Annotated in this window: 18 protein-coding genes; 3 read left to right on the top strand and 15 right to left on the bottom strand. The window is 60.1% G+C overall.

The annotated features are described in order from the left end of the window. Window positions 1–12 precede the first annotated feature (12 nt). Window positions 13–672, top strand: coding sequence for an O-methyltransferase (locus ABLV12_RS16775; protein ID WP_004101705.1), 660 nt, complete (start codon window positions 13–15; stop codon window positions 670–672). Window positions 673–720: 48 nt separating this feature from the next. Here the strand turns inward: ABLV12_RS16775 and hrpA are convergent, their stop codons facing one another. After that, a complete protein-coding gene (gene hrpA, locus ABLV12_RS16770; RefSeq protein ID WP_064396117.1) occupies window positions 721–4,623 on the bottom strand; it encodes an ATP-dependent RNA helicase HrpA in 3,903 nt (1,300 codons plus the stop codon). A 204-nt stretch (window positions 4,624–4,827) separates the two neighbouring features. Between hrpA and azoR the strand changes: the two genes are divergently transcribed. Next, window positions 4,828–5,433 (top strand): FMN-dependent NADH-azoreductase, encoded by a 606-nt coding sequence (gene azoR, locus ABLV12_RS16765; RefSeq protein ID WP_004101701.1) that lies wholly within the window; start codon window positions 4,828–4,830, stop codon window positions 5,431–5,433. A 37-nt stretch (window positions 5,434–5,470) separates the two neighbouring features. On the opposite strand, the gene ABLV12_RS16760 is transcribed toward azoR, so the two are convergent. The 14 genes from ABLV12_RS16760 to paaA form a co-directional block, all read right to left on the bottom strand. Continuing rightward, the gene (locus ABLV12_RS16760; protein WP_004101699.1) at window positions 5,471–5,878 is read right to left on the bottom strand and encodes a GFA family protein; all 408 of its coding nucleotides are present in this window, start codon (window positions 5,876–5,878) and stop codon (window positions 5,471–5,473) included. Window positions 5,879–5,887: 9 nt separating this feature from the next. Next, window positions 5,888–6,484 (bottom strand): phenylacetic acid degradation protein PaaY, encoded by a 597-nt coding sequence (gene paaY / locus ABLV12_RS16755; RefSeq protein WP_004101697.1) that lies wholly within the window; start codon window positions 6,482–6,484, stop codon window positions 5,888–5,890. Between the two features lie 9 nt (window positions 6,485–6,493). Next, complete coding sequence (paaX, locus tag ABLV12_RS16750; RefSeq protein WP_187107325.1) at window positions 6,494–7,420, bottom strand: phenylacetic acid degradation operon negative regulatory protein PaaX; 927 nt, start codon at window positions 7,418–7,420, stop codon at window positions 6,494–6,496. A gap of 285 nt (window positions 7,421–7,705) precedes the next feature. Beyond that, the gene (gene paaK, locus ABLV12_RS16745; RefSeq protein ID WP_004101693.1) at window positions 7,706–9,022 is read right to left on the bottom strand and encodes a phenylacetate--CoA ligase PaaK; all 1,317 of its coding nucleotides are present in this window, start codon (window positions 9,020–9,022) and stop codon (window positions 7,706–7,708) included. A gap of 28 nt (window positions 9,023–9,050) precedes the next feature. Continuing rightward, the gene (gene pcaF, locus ABLV12_RS16740; protein WP_004101691.1) at window positions 9,051–10,256 is read right to left on the bottom strand and encodes a 3-oxoadipyl-CoA thiolase; all 1,206 of its coding nucleotides are present in this window, start codon (window positions 10,254–10,256) and stop codon (window positions 9,051–9,053) included. Next, complete coding sequence (gene paaI / locus ABLV12_RS16735; protein WP_004101689.1) at window positions 10,256–10,678, bottom strand: hydroxyphenylacetyl-CoA thioesterase PaaI; 423 nt, start codon at window positions 10,676–10,678, stop codon at window positions 10,256–10,258. The genes pcaF and paaI overlap by 1 nt, the downstream gene beginning before the upstream one ends. After that, complete coding sequence (locus ABLV12_RS16730; RefSeq protein WP_348867175.1) at window positions 10,668–12,089, bottom strand: 3-hydroxyacyl-CoA dehydrogenase; 1,422 nt, start codon at window positions 12,087–12,089, stop codon at window positions 10,668–10,670. The genes paaI and ABLV12_RS16730 overlap by 11 nt, the downstream gene beginning before the upstream one ends. 3 nt (window positions 12,090–12,092) lie before the next feature. Then, on the bottom strand, window positions 12,093–12,881 hold the full coding sequence (gene paaG / locus ABLV12_RS16725; protein WP_004101686.1) for a 2-(1,2-epoxy-1,2-dihydrophenyl)acetyl-CoA isomerase PaaG: 789 nt from the start codon (window positions 12,879–12,881) through the stop codon (window positions 12,093–12,095). Between the two features lie 2 nt (window positions 12,882–12,883). Beyond that, window positions 12,884–13,651, bottom strand: a complete 768-nt coding sequence (gene paaF, locus ABLV12_RS16720; protein WP_004112681.1) for a 2,3-dehydroadipyl-CoA hydratase PaaF — start codon at window positions 13,649–13,651, stop codon at window positions 12,884–12,886. Continuing rightward, entirely contained in the window at window positions 13,648–14,718 is a 1,071-nt protein-coding gene (gene paaE, locus ABLV12_RS16715; RefSeq protein ID WP_070557545.1) for a 1,2-phenylacetyl-CoA epoxidase subunit PaaE, read from the bottom strand. Before paaE ends, paaF begins: the two co-directional genes overlap by 4 nt. A gap of 7 nt (window positions 14,719–14,725) precedes the next feature. Next, a complete protein-coding gene (gene paaD / locus ABLV12_RS16710) occupies window positions 14,726–15,223 on the bottom strand; it encodes a 1,2-phenylacetyl-CoA epoxidase subunit PaaD (protein WP_004101681.1) in 498 nt (165 codons plus the stop codon). A gap of 12 nt (window positions 15,224–15,235) precedes the next feature. Then, window positions 15,236–15,991: a 1,2-phenylacetyl-CoA epoxidase subunit PaaC gene (gene paaC / locus ABLV12_RS16705; RefSeq protein WP_004112675.1), complete on the bottom strand. Its 756-nt coding sequence runs from the start codon at window positions 15,989–15,991 to the stop codon at window positions 15,236–15,238. Between the two features lie 7 nt (window positions 15,992–15,998). Then, complete coding sequence (paaB, locus tag ABLV12_RS16700) at window positions 15,999–16,286, bottom strand: 1,2-phenylacetyl-CoA epoxidase subunit PaaB (RefSeq protein ID WP_004101679.1); 288 nt, start codon at window positions 16,284–16,286, stop codon at window positions 15,999–16,001. Window positions 16,287–16,297: 11 nt separating this feature from the next. Continuing rightward, complete coding sequence (paaA, locus tag ABLV12_RS16695; protein ID WP_004101678.1) at window positions 16,298–17,227, bottom strand: 1,2-phenylacetyl-CoA epoxidase subunit PaaA; 930 nt, start codon at window positions 17,225–17,227, stop codon at window positions 16,298–16,300. Window positions 17,228–17,514: 287 nt separating this feature from the next. On the opposite strand from paaA, the gene paaZ reads away from it, so the two are divergent. After that, a complete protein-coding gene (paaZ, locus tag ABLV12_RS16690; RefSeq protein WP_348867174.1) occupies window positions 17,515–19,560 on the top strand; it encodes a phenylacetic acid degradation bifunctional protein PaaZ in 2,046 nt (681 codons plus the stop codon). The last annotated feature ends 107 nt before the right edge of the window (window positions 19,561–19,667 follow it).

Here is a 19,667-nt window from a genome sequence, read left to right as displayed (position 1 = left end):
GGGAAATCTGACATGCAACAACAGTGGTCGGCAGTAGATAATTATCTGGTGGAAGCGTTAATCCCCAACGATCCCTTGCTCAACCAGGTTCTGGAAAATAACCAGCGCGCCGGGCTTCCGGCCATCGATGTTGCCGCCAATCAGGGGCAGTTTCTGGCCCTGCTGGTGCGCATGACGGGCGCCAGACGCATCCTCGAGATTGGCACGCTCGGCGGCTACAGCACCATCTGGATGGCCCGGGAATTGCCTGCCGATGGCGAATTAGTCACCCTGGAGGCCGATGCGCACCATGCCGCCGTGGCGCGCGAGAACCTGCGCATGGCGGGCGTGGATAAGCTCGTTGAGGTGCGGGAAGGCCCGGCGCTGGCCACGCTGGAGAAGCTGGGCGACCATCCGCCGTTTGATCTGATCTTTATCGATGCGGATAAGCCGAATAACCCAAACTATCTGCGCTGGGCTTTGCGCTACTCTCGCCCGGGGACGCTGATCATTGGCGATAACGTGGTGCGCGACGGCGAAGTGACCGATCCGCATAGCGCAGATGACCGCGTTCAGGGCGTCAGGGAGTTTATTGCGATGATGGGCAGCGACCCGCGCCTGACGGTAACGGCCCTGCAAACCGTGGGCAGCAAAGGTTGGGACGGGTTCACCCTCGCGTGGGTGAACGCCTGACGCCAACAGCTTTCCCCGGCAGCCTGCGCCGCCGGGGAATGCAGCGGCTCAGGCCGTAATCTGCTCCATTGCCTGCAGCACCCGCTTGTCGGAAATCGGATAAGGCGTGCCGAGCTGCTGGGCGAACAGGCTGACGCGCAGCTCTTCAATCATCCAGCGAATCTCCTGCACGTCCTCATCCTGGCGACGATTGGGCGGTAGCTTATTCAGCCACTGCTGCCACGCCTGCTGCACGCTCTCCACCTTCAGCATCTGCACGCGGTCGCGGTGCGGGTCGATCGCCATTTTCTCCAGCCGTTTTTCAATCGCCTGCAGATAGCGCAGCGTATCGCCCAGGCGGCGGAAGCCGTTGCCGGTGACGAAGCCGCGATACACCAGCCCACTCATCTGCGATTTAATATCCGACAGCCCCAGCGCCATGGTCATATCGACGCGACCTTTCAGGCGTTTATTGATGTTGAACACCGCGGTCAGGATCTGCTCAACCTGTTTGGCGATTTCCACCACCGTCTCGTTGAGCTCAGCGCGCACTTTTTCATGCAGCGCGGTAAAGCCCTCCTCGCTCCAAACCGGGCCACCCGCTTCATCGATCAGCTTATCGACGCCGCAGGAGATACAGTCATCGATCAGATCCAGCACCTTGCCGTAGGGGTTGAAATAGAGCCCCAGCTTGGCTTTATTCGGCAGCTTCTCATGCAGATATTTAATCGGCGATGGGATATTCAACAGCAGCAGGCGGCGCAGGCCGCGCCACATCTCCTGCTGCTGCTCGAGCTGATTATCAAACAGCTTGATGGCCACGCTGTCGCGTTCGTCCACCAGAGCCGGCCAGGCCTTAACTTTATAGTTGCCGCGCTTCTGCTCGTAGCTCTCCGGCAGGCGGCCAAAGCTCCAGATATGTAGCCCGCTCTGCTCTATACCGTCATCGGCGACTGCGGACAGCGTCTCCTGTACCTTGCCTTTCAGGGCATCTTTCAGGTCCTGCAGCGAGCGCCCTTCCTGTAGCTTCTTATTTTTGTCGTCCACCACCCGGAAAGTGATTTTCAGGTGATCGGGCACCTGATCCCACTGCCAGGCCTCGCGGTCAATAGTCACGCCGGTCATCCGCCGCAGTTCGCGCTCAAGGGAATCCAGCAGCGGCAGCTCCAGCGGCGTCGCGCGGCCGAGAAACGCTTCCGCGTAGTTTGGCGCCGGGACAAAATTGCGGCGCACCGGCTTCGGCAGCGATTTAATCAGGGCGATAATCAGCTCCCGGCGCAGACCGGGGATCTGCCACTCAAACCCTGCCTCTTCCACCTGGTTGAGCAGCGGCAGCGGAATATGCACCGTCACGCCGTCGGCATCTGCGCCCGGCTCGAACTGATAGGTCAAACGCAGCTTCAGATTGCCCTGGTGCCAGAAGTTCGGATAGTCCAGCTTACTGACCTGCTCCGCGCCTTCTTTAATCAGCATACTTTTTTCAAAGTTAAGCAAATCCGGCGTCTCGCGACTGGCCTGCTTCCACCATTTATCGAAGTGGCGAGCGGAGATGACGTCATGGCTGATGCGCTGGTCGTAGAACTCAAACAGCGTTTCGTCGTCGACAAGAATATCGCGGCGGCGCGACTTATGCTCCAGCTCTTCAATCTCGTTGCGCAGCTTCAGGTTGTCACGGAAGAAGGCGTGGCGGGTCTGCCAGTCGCCCTCCACCAGCGCATGGCGGATAAACAGTTCGCGGCACAGCGCCGGGTCAATCTGGCTGTAGTTGACCTTACGGGCCGCGACGATAGGCAGACCGTAAACGGTGACCTTCTCCGTCGCCATCACCGCGCCCTGCGCGCGCTCCCAGTGCGGTTCGCTGTAAGAACGTTTGAGCAAGTGCTGAGCGACCGGCTCGACCCATTCCGGCTCTATGCGTGCGGCGATACGCCCCCACAGGCGGCTGGTTTCCACCAGCTCGGCGACCATCGTCCATTTCGGCGGCTTTTTAAACAGTCCGGAGCCGGGGAAGATAGAGAAGCGAGCGTTGCGCGCGCCAGTGTATTCCTGCTTATCGGTATCTTTCATACCAATGTGCGACAGCAAACCGGTCAGCAGCGCGGTGTGAATTTCGCGATACTCTGCCGGTTCGCTATTCACCGGCAGGCCGAGCTCTTTAACGACCTGACGCAGCTGAGTGTAGATATCCTGCCACTCGCGCACGCGCAGGTAGTTGAGAAAATCGACCCGGCACTGGCGGCGGAACTGGTTCGAGGAGAGCGCTTTTTGCTGCTCGCCCAGGTAGTTCCACAGGTTGACGAACGCCATGAAGTCGGACTCTTTATCGTGGAAGCGGCGATGCTTCTCATCGGAAGCCTGCTGCTTATCCATTGGCCGCTCGCGCGGGTCCTGAATAGAGAGCGCCGAGGTGATAATCATCGCCTCGCGCACGCAGCCGTGTTTTTGCGCCTCCAGCACCATTCGCGCCAGACGCGGGTCCACCGGCAGCTGGCTGAGCTGGCGCCCCATCGGCGTCAGCTTATAGGCGGTCTGCTGTTCGTCAGTGGTAATCGCCCCCAGCTCTTCCAGCAGACGCACGCCGTCCTGAATATTGCGTTTATCCGGCGCTTCAACGAACGGGAAAGCGGCAATATCGCCGAGTCCGAGCGCGGTCATTTGCAGGATAACCGACGCCAGGTTGGTGCGCAGAATCTCCGGATCGGTAAATTCCGGGCGCGACAGGAAGTCGTCTTCTGAATAAAGACGAATGCAGATCCCGTCAGATACGCGGCCGCAGCGGCCTTTACGCTGGTTGGCCGACGCCTGAGAAACCGGCTCAATCGGCAGACGCTGCACTTTGGTCCGGAAGCTGTAGCGGCTGATGCGCGCGGTACCGGGGTCGATAACGTACTTAATGCCCGGTACGGTCAGCGAGGTTTCCGCGACGTTGGTCGCCAGCACAATTCGCCGCCCGCTATGGGCCTGGAACACGCGGTTCTGCTCGCTATTGGAGAGCCGCGCATACAGCGGCAGCACCTCGGTGTGGCGCAGATTCAGCTTGTTAAGCGCATCGGCGGTATCGCGAATTTCCCGCTCGCCGCTCATAAAAATGAGGATATCGCCAGCGCTTTCACGTCCCAGCTCGTCAACGGCGTCAAAGATCGCCTGCAGTTGATCGCGTTCGGTGTCATCGGCGTCCTCAACGATGGGCCGATAGCGCACCTCAACCGGGAAGGTTCGTCCGGACACTTCGATAATCGGCGCGTTGTTAAAGTGGCGCGAGAAGCGTTCCGGGTCGATGGTCGCTGAGGTAATGATGATTTTCAGATCCGGGCGACGCGGCAGCAGTTCCCGCAAATAGCCGAGCAGGAAGTCGATATTCAGGCTGCGTTCGTGCGCTTCATCGATGATGATGGTGTCGTACTGCATCAGTAGCCGATCCTGCTGGATTTCCGCCAGCAGAATACCGTCGGTCATCAGCTTAACCATCGTATTGTCGCTGACGTGGTCGCTGAAGCGAACTTTGTAACCGATGCAGCCGCCTGGTTCCGTTTGCAGCTCCTCGGCAATACGGTTGGCAACGGTACGCGCGGCCAGACGACGCGGCTGGGTATGGCCGATTAAGCCTTTAACGCCGCGTCCCAGCTCCATGCAAATTTTCGGCAACTGGGTGGTTTTCCCCGACCCGGTTTCCCCCGCCACAATCACCACCTGGTGATCGCGCACGGCTTCGAGGATCGCTTGTTTTTTCTGGCTAACCGGCAGGTTATCCGGATAGGAAATCGCTGGCCGCGCGGCTTCGCGCAGCAGGACTCTCCCTGCCGCCTGTTCAATTTCTTGCGCCATCTCCTGCAGAATGGCCTGTTGGGCATCAGGATTTTTAACCTTCTTCACGCCGTGCAGGCGACGGGCAAAGCGCGACTTATCGCGCAGCATCAGGCCATCCAGCTGCGTAAAGAGCTGTGAGAAGGTGAATTTTTGTTGTTCTGTCATAGCGTTATCGGGCAGTGCACTGCCGGGAAAAATCTCTTATGAAATATTGCGCTAGAGTACCACATCCGCGCATTTCGTGCCTTGTTCAAAAAAACTGAATACAGAGTTCGATTTATTGCGCTTTCTCTGTGACATGATTGTGAATACAGTGTCATCAAGCACCAGGGCACAGGCCCGTCAATCACATTAAAAAAGGAAACACCCATGAGCAAAGTATTAGTTCTCAAATCCAGTATTCTGGCAGGGTACTCGCAATCTGGTCAGCTGTCCGACTATTTTGTTGAACAATGGCGTGAAAAACACGCGCAAGACGTTATTACCGTGCGCGACCTGGCTGCAAATCCGATCCCGGTACTGGACGGCGAGCTGGTTGGCGCCCTGCGTCCGAGCGATGCGCCGCTGACGCCGCGTCAGCAGGAAGCGCTGGCGCTGTCCGACGAACTGATCGCTGAACTGCAGGCGAACGATGTGATTGTTATTGCGGCGCCGATGTACAACTTCAACATTCCGACTCAGCTGAAAAACTACTTCGACCTGGTGGCTCGCGCTGGCGTCACCTTCCGCTACACCGAGAAAGGGCCAGAAGGTCTGGTAAAAGGAAAACGTGCGGTGGTCGTCACCAGCCGCGGCGGTATCCATAAAGATACCCCGACCGATCTGGTGACCCCGTATCTCTCTACTTTCCTCGGTTTTATCGGCATCACCGACGTGAACTTCGTCTTTGCTGAAGGCATCGCTTACGGTCCGGAAGTCGCCGCGAAAGCGCAGTCTGATGCGAAAGCCGCTATCGACAGCGTCGTTGCCGCATAAGGTTTGCCTCCTCCTGCTTCCCGGCGGGAGGAGAGTTTCACTTTTTCTCGTAGCGCAAATACCCCACCACGCCCCCGCCGCCATCTTTCGGATGATTCACGCCATCGTTGACCTCTAAGCAGGGAAAATCGAAGGGCGACACGCCTGCAATGCACGCCACATTCACCCCGTACTGCTGCGGATTTGAACGCCGCTGATGGAAAGTGTAAATCCCGCATACCGAGCAGAAAAAGTGCACGGCTTCACCGGTGTTAAAGCGATACTCCGTGAGCTTCTCCCGCCCGCGTAAGATATCGATTCCTGAAAGCGGCGCGGAGACCGTAACCGCTCCCCGCATCCGGCAAAATGAACAGTTGCAGCGTCGAGCGGTGTTGAAGCCATCGCTGAGTTCAACGGTAAACGCCACCGCGCCGCAGTGGCATTGAGCGGATAATTTTTCTGCCATGTTTTCCCCTCAGGACGATGACTTTGGCCGTAAATTCTCGTCAAAGACGAGACGCTTTCTGTCCGGCTCGGCTTCTTTTAGCGGTTCCACCTGATGCAGCGTCTGCTTGCAGCGCTCCACCAGCATCTGATACTCCCGCGTTCCCTGCTTTTTCCAGGCCAGCTCCTGTTCGCTTAACGCGCGGATGGCTTTGGCCGGACTGCCGACAATCAGATGGTTGGCGGGCATTTCGGCGTTGGCTTTCACAAACGCTGAGGCGCCGACAATGCTATTCTCCCCAATCCTGGCACCGTCAATAATCACCGCGCTCATCCCCACCAGCGCGTTGCGGCCGATGGTACAGCCGTGCAGAATCGCGCCGTGGCCGATATGTCCCTCCTCCTCCACGACCGTATCCTGGCCGGGAAAACCGTGCATCACGCAATTGTCCTGGATGTTAGCGCCATCTTTCACCACGATACGGCCAAAATCGCCGCGCAGGCTGGCGTTAGGCCCGACGTAGACCCCTTTGCCGAGGATCACGTCGCCAATCAGCACGGCGGTGGGATGAACATAGCTCTCGTCCGGTACAACCGGCGTCATACCGTCAATCTGATAAATGGGCATGGTGCCTCCTTATACGCCCGACAATCCGCCGAAACGCTGGAAATAGAGCGGCCCCGGCGCGGGAAGTTCCCCCACCGAGCTTTCGCCCTTCTCGCCGACAAACGCCAGCGCGCCGGGCGTAACGCGTTGATAAATATTGATGCACAGCTGGCGCGCGGTTTGCCCGGCCCAGTGTGCAGGGAGCAGTTCTTCGGGCAGTAGCGGATCCTTAAGCACTACCCGGCGGTAGAAGTGAATCAGCAGTAGTTGAATGTGAAAGCAGCGTTCGGGCGTCAGTTCTGCGGGCTCGCAGTCGCGAAGCAGCGGCAGCAGAGGACGAAACAAATTGATAAACGTCTCATACATCGCGTTCTGTTCGGTGAGATGCCAGCACTCTTCAACGCGGGCGCGCAGCGCCGCCCGGGAGAGCGCCAGCGGGGAGTGGGCTTCGAAGCAGATGACATTTTCCGCCACGCCCGCGTCGTGCAGCAGAGATTGCACATCCGCCAGCTTTTGCGACGGTGAAGCCAGCAGGCTCGGCGCCAGCGCGCCAAATCCCTGCCACAGCAGCTGTTTTTTGACCTCCGCCAGCGTGCTCTTCTCAAGCCCTTCCGACAGTAGCAGTAGCCAGGTGCCGTCCCATTCCGGGGCGCTGGCGCGATAGATTTTATGTTCGGCGCGGCGAGTCAAGCGCAGACCTTTGTCGCTGAGACGGTAGAAGCTTCGGCGGCCAATGCGCACCACGTCAAGCCACTCTTCTTTATTCAGGCGGAACAGCGCAGTACGCACGAATCGTTCGCCGAAGCCCAGTCCTTCCAGCAGCGCCGCTACGCTGCCGAGCCAGACCTCCCCACCGCGTTGGAGCAAGGCGTCGCCGTATAAAGAAGCAATAAGCGAGGTTCCACTGATGGGCATCGTTTCCGTGGCCTGTTGAATAAAGGTATCGAGTTTACTCATCTGATTCATTCTGTTGTTATTTTTGTCCTTTTTGAATCATAGCACAGGAAATCCCGGAGGCGGTGCTGGCGCACCTGTCCGGGCTACCGGCCCGCAGACGGCGATGAACATGTAGCCCGGCTAAGCGCAGCGCAAGCCGGGAAGAGGACGAGCTGATACATCAATCCCGGCACACTCCCCGAGTCGCGGCGCATGCGCCTTATCCGGGCTACCCCTGTCCGGGCCAGGGAGTTGTGTCGTCGTGTAGCCCGGACAGGCGCAATGCGCCGCCTCCGGGAGAAAACGTTATCCGTTAGCGGCAACCTTGCGCAGGTCGAACACGCGACAGGCCTTGCCCTCGGAACGCGGGATGCTACCGCAGTTGACGATGCTGATATCGGTCGAGATCCCCACCATCGACTTGATCCGATGACGCAACTGATGGCAAATCTGACAGCGCTGCTCGTGGTTCAGCGCCAGACCGCTCTCTTTTAGCTCCACGCGCACCGAAAGTGAATCAAGATGGCCCCGGCGATTAACTTCCAGCTGATAGTGCGGTGCCAGATGTTCGAACTTGAGGATCTCCTCTTCCAGCTGCGACGGGAAGACGTTTACGCCGCGAATAATCAGCATATCGTCGCTGCGTCCGCTAATGCGATCCATCCGACGCATGGTACGGGCGGTGCCCGGCAGCAGACGCGTCAGGTCGCGGGTGCGATAGCGGATCACCGGCAGCGCTTCTTTGGTCAGGGTAGTGAACAGCAGCTCGCCGTGTTCGCCGTCCGTCAGCGGCGTACCGTTGTCCGGATTCACCACTTCAGGGTAGAAATGGTCTTCCCAGATCGTCGGACCGTCGGCGGTCTCCAGACACTCCATCGCCACCCCCGGCCCCATCACCTCCGACAGACCGTAGATATCCAGCGCCGAAATACCCAGTCGGCGCTCGATTTCCGCCCGCATCGCATGGGTCCACGGCTCCGCGCCGAACACGCCCACCCGCAGGGAGCAGCCGCTGGCGTCGCCGCCCATCTGGCGTTCCAGCTCTTCAATCAGGTTCAGACAATAGGACGGAGTGACCATGATCATATCCGGCTGAAAATCGCGGATTAGCTGAGCTTGTTTTTCGGTTTGCCCGCCGGACATGGGAATGACCGTCGCGCCTAAACGCTCCGCGCCGTAGTGAGCGCCGAGACCGCCGGTAAATAGCCCGTAACCATAGGCAACATGAATTTTGTCTTTCGCCGTCCCGCCCGCCGCGCGCAGGGAGCGTGCGACAATATTGGCCCAGTTATCAATATCGTTTTGCGTATAGCCCACCACCGTCGGCTTGCCGGTGGTGCCCGAAGACGCATGGATGCGCACCACCTGCTCCATCGGCACCGCAAAAGTATCAAACGGATAGTTGTCGCGCAGATCCTGTTTGGTGGTACAGGGAAACTTACTCAGATCGCTCAGTTCGTGAAAATCGTCAGGATGAACGCCCGCCGCATCAAATTTACGGCGATACATCGGCACGTTCTCATACGCATGCTTAAGGGTCCACTTCAGACGCTGGGTTTGCAGGGCCTGTAGCTCGTCGCGCGATGCGGTTTCAATCGGGTCTAATTGAGTTATCGTTGTCATTTTGTAGGGTACTCGCAGGTAGATTCGCTCACACTCGCTCAAGGATCATGGCAATGCCCTGACCCACGCCAATACACATCGTACACAGCGCATAGCGCCCGCTGCGGCGCTGCAGCTCCAGGCTGGCGCTTAATGCCAGCCGGGCGCCGCTCATTCCCAACGGATGGCCTAAGGCGATGGCGCCGCCGTTGGGATTAACATGGGGGGCATCGTCCGCCAGCCCCAGCTGTCTGAGCACGCCCAACGCCTGAGCGGCAAAGGCTTCATTCAGCTCAATCAAGTCCATGTCGTTAATGTTCAGCCCGGCGCGTTCCAGCGCTTTACGTACCGCCGGAACCGGCCCCAGCCCCATAAATTTCGGCTCGACGCCCGCCGTCGCCATGGCCACAATGCGCGCCCGGGGCGTCAGCCCCTGGACGATGGCCTGCTGCGAGCTTGCGATAATCAGCGCCGCGGCGCCGTCGTTGACGCCGGAGGCATTTCCCGCGGTCACTACGCCGCCCTGGCGGAACGGCGTTTTTAGCCGCGAAAGCTGTTCAATGGTGGTGTCCGCTCGCGGATGCTCGTCGTCACGCACGACGTTTACCGCCCCTTTCCGGCCGATAATGTCGACCGGCACGATCTCCTGCGCCAGAATACCGTCGCGCTGAGCCTGCGCCGTCCGCTGCTGGCTGCGGAAAGCGAAAGCGTCCTGATCGGCGCGGCTGATATTTAACAATTCAGCTACATTCTCCGCCGTTTCCGGCATGCTGTCAGTGCCAAATTGCCGCTGCATGAGCGGGTTCACAAAACGCCAGCCGATGGTGGTATCAAACAGCTCGGCCTGGCGCTGATACGGGGCGCTGGCCTTCCCCATCACGAACGGCGCCCGCGACATGGACTCAACGCCGCCGGCGATCATCAGATCCGCCTCTCCGGCTTTGATGGCGCGGGCCGCGAAGCCGATGGCGTCCAGACCGGAGCCGCACAGGCGGTTAATGGTGGTACCGGGTACGCTGTGGGGATAGCCCGCCAATAGCGTCGCCATATGGGCCACGTTACGGTTGTCTTCACCGGCCTGGTTGGCGCAGCCGAGAATCACATCATCAATCGATGCCGGGTCGAACTTAGGGTTACGGCTCAGTAGCTCGCGCAGCGGGATGGCGGCCAGGTCATCGGCGCGCACGCTGGCCAGCGCCCCGCCGTAGCGGCCAATCGGCGTGCGGATCCCGTCACAAATATAAGCGTCGCGCATCAGACTTCTCCTGTGATTGTGCCGCCGATGCGGTGCGATTTACCGCGAAACAAGGCAACAACTTTTTGCTGTTGATTGACAATTTCGATGTCATAGACCCCGGTCAGCTTGCCCTGATGCTTGACTCTCGCCGTCGCGGTCAGCAGCTCACCGACAAAGGCCGGGCGCAGAAAATCGATGCTCGCCGCCGACGCGACCGCCGCCAGCCCCTGGCTGTTGCAGGCGTAAGCGAAGGCGGTATCGGCGAGCGAAAACAGCTGCCCGCCGTGGCAGGTATGATGGCCATTGAGCATGTTCGCGGTAACCGCCATGGACATCTGCGCGTAGCCGTCATCCATCTCGATAATCTTGATACCCAGCGCTTGCGCGCAGTTATCGTTCTCATACATCGCGCGGGCGTTACGCCAGGCTTCATTGCTCATGATGTTTCTCCATCAGCGCCTTCTGACGCAGCAGGGAACAGGGCCGATAGCGCTCCTCGCCGTAGTGCTGTTGTAGGTTCTCCAGCAGCCGCAGTACCCGGCCCCAGCCAAGTGATTCCCCCCACGCCAGCGGACCGCGCGGGTAGTTAACGCCCAGGCGCATGGCGGTATCAATATCCTCGGCGCCGGCAACGCCTTTTTGCAGCGCATCCAGCGCTTCGTTAACCAGCATCGCCACCGTGCGCCACACCAGCAGCCCTGGATAGTCGGCGATCTGCAGCACCTTTTTGCCCTGCTGCTGAAAATAGAAAATGGCTTTGTCGGTCGCCGCCTGTGAGGTCGTTTCCGCGCTGGCCAGCACCACCGTTTCGCCCGCGCTATGGTCGTAGACCACCACCGGACGGCCGTGCTGGATGCTCAATGCCAGGGCGGTTTCACCGGTCGTTTCCAGCAGCAGCACCTCGTCCAGCTCGGTGACAACGTCACTTTTTATGCACTTTGCTGCGCGTTCTGCTGATACGGTGGCCAGCGCCAGCTCAGGCTGCGCTTCGCCAGGCCAGCAGTAGACCCCCTGCCCGCTCTTTTTGCCCAGCCGTCCGGCCAGAACCAGCTCCTGCTGCAGCAGCGATGGCAGATAGCGGCGGTCCTGCCAGAAGGCGTTAAACACCGAACAGGTCACCGCAAAGTTAACGTCCTGGCCTATCAGGTCGGTCAACGCCAGCGGCCCCATGGGAAAACCGCCGCCGTCGCGCAGAGCGGCGTCAATCACCTCCGGCGCGGCAACCTGCTCCTCCAGCGCTCGCCACGCTTCGGCATAAAAAGGACGCGCCACGCGGTTGACGATAAAACCGGGCGTCGAACGGCAGCGAACCGGCTGTTTTCCCCAGGCGCAGACCCGCTGGCAGAGCTGTTCAACGACTTCCGCCGAGGTCGCCAGGCCGCTGACCACTTCGACCAGCTTCATCACCGGGGCCGGGTTAAAGAAGTGCAGCCCGGCAACCCGCTCAGGGTGCGCGACTCCAGCGGCGATAGCGGTGATCGATATCGACGACGTGTTGCTGACTAGCAGCGTTGACGGGGAGCAGATTTCAGCCAGCTGTTTGAACAGCGCTTTTTTCACGTCCAGGCGCTCGGAGGCAGCTTCAATAACCAGCTCCGTGCGGGCTAAAGCGCTCAGATCCTCAGCCGGAGACAGACGCGTCAGCAGCGCCTCAGCCTGGCCAGCCGCCAGCTTGCCGCGGCTGACGCGGGAGGTCAGACGTTGACCAATACCGTCGATGGCGCGAACCACCGCCTCAGGATCGATGTCGAAAATCAGTACCGGATGCCCGGCGGCGGCGGCCACCTCGGCAATGCCGGCGCCCATGGTGCCGCTGCCTATTACCGCAACGGTAGGTAACGTTTTGCTCATCGGCTATTTCCCGCTGAATTGAGGTGGACGCTTCGCGAGGAAGGCGCTGACGCCTTCGCGATAGTCGGCGCTGCGTCCGGCCAGGCGCTGATAATCGCGTTCAAGATCGAGCTGCTGATCCAGAGTCTGGGTTTCCGCAAGCTGAAGCGCCTTCTTAATCAGACCGAGGCCATAAGTTGGCTGGGCGGCCAGATGGCGGGCCAGCGCCAGGCCGGTGTCTTTCAGCTCGGCATCGTCCACCACCTGCCAGATCATCCCCCACTGTGCGGCCTGCTCTGCGCTCAGGCTATCGCCCAGCAGCGCCAGCCCCATCGCCCTCGCCCGTCCCGCCACGCGCGGCAGAAACCAGCTGCCGCCGCAGTCCGGCACCAGACCAAGCTTGCTGAACGCCATCACGAATTTCGCCGAACGCGCCGCCAGCACGATATCGCAGCCCAGCGCCAGCGTAGCTCCCGCACCCGCCGCTACCCCGTTCACCGCACAAATTACCGGCTTCGGCAGCGCCGCCAGACGGCGCACCAGCGGGTTATAGAAACGCTCAACCGAGAGCCCGAGATCCGGCGCCGGCCCGCTGGGGTCGACGTTACGGTCATTTAAATCCTGCCCGGCGCAAAAACCGCGCCCCGCACCGGTCACCAGCAGGCAGCGTATGCTGTCGTCGCGTTCGGCCTGTTTCAGGCACGCCGCCAGCTGCTGGTGCATCAGGTCGTTAAAACTGTTCAGTCGGTCCGGGCGATTAAGGGTAATCGTCATCACGCCCTGTTCTGTTTCGCTGAGAATGAAAGCTTCCACGATTAGCGTCCTTTAAATTCCGCAGTACGTTTATGGAGAAAGGCGTCGATGCCTTCGCGACGGTCTTCAGTCGCGCTCAGCAAAGTAAATAACTGGCGTTCCTGCTGAATCCCGGCCTGTAGGCTGACCTCCTGCGACAACCGTAAGGCCTGTTTAGCCGCGTGCAGCGCCAGCGGCGAGTGGCGGGCCACGGTTGCTGCCAAACCGAGTGCATATTCATCGGTGAGCGCTGGCGGATAAACCTCGCTTACCAGCCCCGCCCGCAGCGCCTGCCTGGCATCGATGCTTTCGCCGCTCAATATCATCCGGCTGGCCAGCGCTTTACCGACGCTGCGGATCAGGCGCTGGGTCCCGCCCGCGCCCGGCATAATACCGAGGGTAATTTCCGGCAGGCCAAAACGGGCGTTATCGCCGGCGACTATCAGGTCGCAGAGCAGCGCCAGTTCGCATCCGGCGCCGAGGGCATAGCCGTTTACCGAGGCGATCAGCGGTTTGTTGAAGGCGTCGATACGCGCCCACAGCCGCGGTCGAATATCATCGAGGGTGGCAGGCAGATCTTTTTCCGCCATTTCGTTCAGGTCAGCCCCTGCGGCAAAAAAGCGTTGATTACCGCTAATGACGCAGACGCCGACCGTCGGGTCCAGCGCCGCCGCGTCGAGCACGTCGGCAATTTGCGTCAGCAGCGCGTTATTCAGCGCGTTGCGCGCCTGCGGGCGATTAAGCGTCAGCTGGAGGACGCGCGCGTGGCGAGCAATTAACAGTTCGCTCATGCCATCCCCCGCGCGTCGAAATCGACGATCACATCGCCGCTGGTGGGCAGCGACTGGCAGCTCAGCACGTAACCTGCCGCCACTTCGTCGGCTTCGAGGCCGTAGTTAGCAGCCATCGCTACCTCGCCGCGCAGGACTTTGCATTTACAGGTAGCGCAGACTCCGCCTTTGCAGGCAAACGGCAGATCCGCCCCCTGGCGTAGCGCGGCGTCAAGGATGCTGTCATCCTCTGCGCTGAGGGCGATGGTTCTGTCGCGGCCGTCCTGACGGATTGTGACCGTGCGCCCCTCCGCCTGGACGCCGGTGGCCCGCTTGACGCTGCTGCCCGGGGTATTAAAGCGCTCCAGATGAATCGCTTTCTCCGGTATGCCCAGTTCGCGCAGGGTCATCTCCGCTTCATCCATCATCGCCGCCGGCCCGCAGACAAAGGCGCGCTCAAAGCGGCTGAAATCCAGCAGACGGGCGGCCAGCGCGCGTAGCTTGTCGCCATTGATGCGCCCCTGCAGCAGATCGCTGTCCATCGCCTCCTGGCTGAACAGATGCACCACCTGCAGGCGTTGCGGATAGCGGTCTTTCAGGTCGGCCAGCGCCTGGCGGAACATCATGCTGTGGCTGCTGCGGTTGCCGTAAATCAGGGTGAAACGGCTGTCGAGTTCGGTGGCGAGGGTGGCGTCGATAATCGCCATCATCGGCGTAATACCTGAGCCAGCGGCAATCGCCAGGTAGTCCGCGCTGCGCCCGGCCTGCGGCTGGTAGCCAAAGTGGCCCTGCGGCACCATCACCTCCAACGCCATCCCTTGTTGAATGTCGTTCTGGGCATAGCGTGAGAAGCGTCCGCCGTCGATGGCCTTGACCGCAACGCTGATTTCCCCCGGCGTGCGGCTGCGGCAAATGGAGTAGCAGCGACGCAGCTCTTCCCCGCCAAGGCGGGCTTTTAATGTCAGATGCTGGCCCGGACGGAAGGCGTATGCGTTTCGCAGCGCGTCGGGAATGGCAAAGGTGATGGTGACCGCATCGCGGGTTTCCGGCTCCACTTTCGCCACGGTAAGCGAATGAAATGTCGTCATCGCAACCTCAAATACATTTAAAGTAATCAAAGGGTTCCCGGCAGCTGTCGCAGCGATACAGCGCTTTGCAGGCCGTGGAACCGAATTCGCTAATCAGCGAGGTATGGCGGCTGGCGCAGCGCGGGCAGACCACCTCCTCCGGCATATGGGCATGGCAGGCATGACCCTGCGGCGGACTGATGCCGTATTGGCGCAGACGTTCACGCGCCTCCGGCCCCATCCAGTCAGTAGTCCACGGCGGGTCCAGCTGCAGCACGATATGCACCGGCGCGTAGCCGTTTTCCGTCATTGCCGCGCGGATTTCTCCCAACAGATGTTCGGTCGCCGGGCAGCCCGAGTAGGTTGGCGTAAAGCCAATCACCCAGCCATCGCCGCGGCGATCCACGCTGCGCACCATGCCGAGGTCGGTAATCGTCAACACCGGAACTTCCGGGTCGGGAATGGCGCTTAATACCTCCCAGACGGCGTGGATCTCCGGGGGAGCGATATCAACCAGACGTTGCATAACCACCTCCTGCTACCACTGCTGGCCGGGATACGCGCGCTGTAAATACTGCATCTCCGCCAGCAGCGGCCCGAGATGCTCGCTGTGCAGCCCCTGTTTACCGCCGCTGCGGAAGGCCGCTTCTTGCGGGATCTGTAAACCGGAGTCGATCAGCGCCGTATGTACCGCACTCTGCCATTCGCCCTGCAGTTCGCGTGGGTCGACGGCGATGCCCTGCGCGCTCAGCTCAATCTCCAGCTCATCGGCCTGGAACAGCTCGCCGGTAAAGCGCCACAGATTATCGACTGCGCTTTGCATTCTCTGCGCCGAAAGCGCCGTGCCGTTGCCCAGGCGCTCCAGCCAGCCACGGCTAAAGCGCTGGTGGTAGCGCACTTCTTTTAACGCTTTGGCGGCGATGGCGGCGAGCTGCGTATCGCGACTGCCGACCAGGCGGCTGAACAGCGCTACGTGCCAGACATCGATAAAAAACTGGCGAGCAAGGGTGTCGGCAAAGTTGCCGTTGGGCTGCTCCGCCAGCAGCAAATTGCGAAACTGACGCTCGTCGCGGCCAAAGGCCAGGGTGTCTTCATCGCCGCTGCCAGCCAGTTCAGCGGCATAGCTGAGGAAATTGCGCGCCTGCCCCAGCAGGTCGAGACCGATATTGGCCAGCGCCAGATCGATCTCCAGCTCCGGCGCGTGGCCGCACCACTCGCCCAGACGCTGGGCCAGCACCAGGCCGTTATCGCCGAGGCGCAGAGCATAAGCTGCAACGGGGTTATTGTTTTTCATCGTCGCCTCACATATGTTCCATGCCGTCGGGCACGGTGTAGAAGGTGGGATGGCGATAGACTTTGCTCTCCGCCGGATCGAAAAATTCACCGCGCTCTTCAGGCTGCGAGGCAACGATTTCGCTGGCCTTCACCACCCAAATCGAACAGCCTTCGCTGCGGCGGGTATAGGCATCGCGGGCGTTTTCCAGCGCCATCTGGTCATCGGCGGCGTGCAGACTGCCGACGTGGCGGTGCGACAGTCCCTGTTTGCTGCGAACGAACACTTCATATAAAGGCCAATAGTTATTGCTCATCTTTCTTCTCCTTATGCGGCGTCGCGAGCCTGCTGTTTTTGCGCATGCGCCAGCGCGGCTTCCCGCACCCATGCGCCCTCTTCCCACGCCTTGCGTTTAGCGGCCAGACGTTCGTGGTTGCAGATCCCGCGTCCGGCAATGACCTCGTTAAATTCCTGCCAGTCGATGGCGCCAAAGCGGTAGTGGCCGGTGGCTTCATCCCGCTGTAAATCCGGGTCGGGTACGGTCATGCCGAGGATTTCCACCTGCGGAATGGTGTTATCGACAAAGCGCTGGCGCAGCTCATCGTTGGAGTGACGCTTGATTTTCCACGCCATGCTGCGGGCGCTGTTTGGCGAGTTATCGTCGTTCGGACCGAACATCATCAGCGCCGGCCACCAGAAACGGTTGATGGCGTCCTGCAGCATCTGCCGCTGCGCGTCGCTACCCTGCGCCAGCGCCATGCAGGCTTCGAATCCCTGGCGCTGATGAAAGCTCTCCTCTTTGCAGATCTTGACCATCGCCCGGGCATAGGGTCCGTAGGAGGTACGGCACAGCGCCACCTGATTGACGATGGCCGCGCCGTCCACCAGCCAGCCGATTACGCCGATGTCCGCCCAGCTCAGAGTCGGGTAGTTGAAGATGGAGGAGTACTTCATCTTGCCGTCGAGCATCTTCTGATACAGATCTTCGCGGGCGCAGCCGAGGGTTTCAGCGGCGCTGTAGAGGTACAGACCGTGCCCGGCTTCATCCTGCACTTTCGCCAGCAGAATCGCTTTGCGGCGCAGGGTTGGCGCGCGAGTTATCCAGTTGCCCTCCGGCAGCATGCCGACGATTTCCGAATGCGCATGCTGACCAATCTGGCGGATCAGCGTTTTGCGGTAGGCTTCCGGCATCCAGTCCTGCGGTTCGATGGCCGTCTCCTGCGCGATGCGCTGGTCAAAGCGTTGTTCTTCTGTCACGTCATCACCTTTTATGATTCCAATAAATTCGACTATAAATAATTTTCGAATCACTTTGTTTTATAAAAGTTACATTCAGGTTAAATAAAACCACAAATTTTGTTTGTTCTTTTTGTGATAGCTACCGCAAAAGCTTTTGTAAACCACATAACTAACAATAGATTAAGTGCTAAACGCAGATCGCCACCGATCACAATGTTAATAAATTATTAAACACAGGCTTGCTTTTTATGATTCACCAAAGAACTATTTATAGATATTTCACGTAACACATCTGGAGATGAAACATGCAGCAGTTAGCCAGCTACTTGTCCGGCACGTGGCAGACCGGCCGGGGCCACGCGCGCACTATCCATCACGCCATCAGCGGCGAAGCGCTATGGGAAGTCACCAGCGAGGGTCTGGATATGGCGCAGGCGCGACGCTTCGCGATTGAGCGCGGCGGCAAAGCGCTGGAGGCAATGACCTTTATTGAGCGCAGCGCAATGCTGAAGGCGGTCGCCAGATATTTGCTGGAGCAGAAGGCGGCGTTGTATACAATCTCTGCCGAAACCGGCGCTACCCGTGCCGACAGCTGGGTGGATATCGAAGGGGGGATTGGCACCCTTTTCACCTACGCCAGCCTTGGCAGCCGCGAGCTGCCGGACGATACCCTGTGGCCGGAAGATGAGCTGATTCCGCTATCAAAACAGGGAGGCTTCGCCGCCCGCCACGTGCTGACCTCGAAGTCCGGCGTGGCAGTGCATATCAACGCTTTTAACTTTCCCTGCTGGGGCATGCTGGAAAAGCTGGCGCCCACCTGGCTTGCCGGGATGCCCGCCATCATCAAACCGGCTACCGCTACCGCGCAGCTGACTCAGGCGATGGTTAAAATGATTGTCGATAGCGGACTGGTGCCAGAGGGCGCAATCAGCCTGATCTGCGGTGGTGCGGGCGATCTGCTCGACCATCTCGATAGCCAGGATGTTGTCACCTTTACCGGCTCGGCCCATACCGGACAGCAGCTGCGGGTGCATCCCAACCTGGTCGCGAAGTCCATTCCCTTCACCATGGAAGCGGATTCGCTAAACTGTTGCGTACTCGGTGACGACGTCACGCCGGAGCAGCCGGAGTTCGCGCTGTTCATTCGCGAAGTGGTACGAGAAATGACGGCGAAGGCCGGGCAAAAGTGCACCGCCATCCGCCGTATTATCGTGCCGCAGGCACAGGTTAAAGCGGTGAGCGACGCGCTGGTTGCGCGCCTGCAAAAAGTGGCGTTCGGTGACCCGGCGCAGGAAGGCGTTAAGATGGGCGCGTTGGTCAACCACGAACAGCGTCAGGACGTACAGGATAATGTAAACCGTCTGATCGAAGCGGGATGTGAAGTGTTGCTGGGTGGTCGCGCGGATCTCAACGCCGCGGGCGCATTCTTCCCGCCGACGCTACTGTTCTGCCCGCAGCCGGATGAGACCCCGGCGGTACACGCCATTGAAGCGTTCGGCCCCGTGGCTACTCTGATGCCCTATCAGAGCGCCGAGCATGCGATGGCCCTGGCGCGGGCCGGTGAAGGTAGCCTGGCAGGCACGCTGGTCACCGCCAGCGGAAAACTGGCGCGCGCGTTTATTCTCGGCGCCGCCCGCGCCCACGGACGAATTCAGGTACTGAACGAAGAGTCTTCCGCAGAGTCCACCGGCCACGGTTCCCCGCTGCCGCAGCTGGTACACGGCGGTCCGGGGCGCGCCGGCGGCGGTGAAGAGCTGGGCGGCCTGCGGGCGGTGAAGCACTATATGCAGCGCACCGCGATTCAGGGTAGCCCGACGATGCTCGCCGCCATCGGCCAGCAGTGGGTGCGCGGCGCGCAGGTGGTGGAAGACCGCATTCACCCGTTCCGCAAATATTTCGAGGAGATCCAGCCGGGCGACAGCCTGTTGACTCCGCGCCGCACGCTGACCGAGGCGGATATCGTCAACTTCGCCTGCCTGAGCGGCGATCACTTTTACGCCCATATGGATAAGATTGCCGCGGCGGAGTCGATTTTCGGCGAACGCGTGGTGCACGGCTACTTCCTGATTTCCGCCGCTGCCGGGCTGTTTGTTGACGCCGGGGTCGGCCCGGTGATCGCCAACTACGGGATGGAGAATCTGCGCTTCATCGAGCCGGTGAAGCCGGGCGATACCATCCAGGTACGCCTGACCTGCAAGCGTAAAACGGTGAAACGTCAGCGCAACGCTGAAGAGAAAGCGACCGGCGTCGTTGAGTGGGCGGTAGAGATTTTTAATCAGCACCAGCAGGCGGTCGCCCTCTACTCCATTCTGACCCTGGTGGCCCGCCAGCAGGGGGATTTTGCCGGGTAAATATTAGAAATTCTCCCATCTTTATCGCCATCTTCATGCCTCTGCGGAGGCATTTTTTATAACTGGCAAAACTGACAAACAACCTGGCAAAAGCAGGCAAACGCCCC

It is taken from the genome of Klebsiella sp. CN_Kp100, assembly GCF_040065315.1.
GTDB lineage: Bacteria > Pseudomonadota > Gammaproteobacteria > Enterobacterales > Enterobacteriaceae > Klebsiella > Klebsiella oxytoca.
This window is presented reverse-complemented; position numbering and strand designations above follow the sequence as displayed.

What these genes read in the sequence shown, in the direction of transcription:
- paaI (WP_004101689.1), bottom strand. Translation starts at nt 10,678, where the DNA reads ATGAGCAATGAAGCCTGGCGTAACGCCCGCGCGATGTATGAGAACGAT.
- paaD (WP_004101681.1), bottom strand. Translation starts at nt 15,223, where the DNA reads ATGCAACGTCTGGTTGATATCGCTCCCCCGGAGATCCACGCCGTCTGG.
- ABLV12_RS16730 (WP_348867175.1), bottom strand. Translation starts at nt 12,089, where the DNA reads ATGAGCAAAACGTTACCTACCGTTGCGGTAATAGGCAGCGGCACCATG.
- paaK (WP_004101693.1), bottom strand. Translation starts at nt 9,022, where the DNA reads ATGACAACGATAACTCAATTAGACCCGATTGAAACCGCATCGCGCGAC.
- paaE (WP_070557545.1), bottom strand. Translation starts at nt 14,718, where the DNA reads ATGACGACATTTCATTCGCTTACCGTGGCGAAAGTGGAGCCGGAAACC.
- paaX (WP_187107325.1), bottom strand. Translation starts at nt 7,420, where the DNA reads ATGAGTAAACTCGATACCTTTATTCAACAGGCCACGGAAACGATGCCC.
- azoR (WP_004101701.1), top strand. Translation starts at nt 4,828, where the DNA reads ATGAGCAAAGTATTAGTTCTCAAATCCAGTATTCTGGCAGGGTACTCG.
- paaY (WP_004101697.1), bottom strand. Translation starts at nt 6,484, where the DNA reads ATGCCCATTTATCAGATTGACGGTATGACGCCGGTTGTACCGGACGAG.
- paaC (WP_004112675.1), bottom strand. Translation starts at nt 15,991, where the DNA reads ATGAAAAACAATAACCCCGTTGCAGCTTATGCTCTGCGCCTCGGCGAT.
- paaB (WP_004101679.1), bottom strand. Translation starts at nt 16,286, where the DNA reads ATGAGCAATAACTATTGGCCTTTATATGAAGTGTTCGTTCGCAGCAAA.
- ABLV12_RS16775 (WP_004101705.1), top strand. Translation starts at nt 13, where the DNA reads ATGCAACAACAGTGGTCGGCAGTAGATAATTATCTGGTGGAAGCGTTA.
- ABLV12_RS16760 (WP_004101699.1), bottom strand. Translation starts at nt 5,878, where the DNA reads ATGGCAGAAAAATTATCCGCTCAATGCCACTGCGGCGCGGTGGCGTTT.
- paaF (WP_004112681.1), bottom strand. Translation starts at nt 13,651, where the DNA reads ATGAGCGAACTGTTAATTGCTCGCCACGCGCGCGTCCTCCAGCTGACG.
- hrpA (WP_064396117.1), bottom strand. Translation starts at nt 4,623, where the DNA reads ATGACAGAACAACAAAAATTCACCTTCTCACAGCTCTTTACGCAGCTG.
- paaZ (WP_348867174.1), top strand. Translation starts at nt 17,515, where the DNA reads ATGCAGCAGTTAGCCAGCTACTTGTCCGGCACGTGGCAGACCGGCCGG.
- pcaF (WP_004101691.1), bottom strand. Translation starts at nt 10,256, where the DNA reads ATGCGCGACGCTTATATTTGTGACGGGATCCGCACGCCGATTGGCCGC.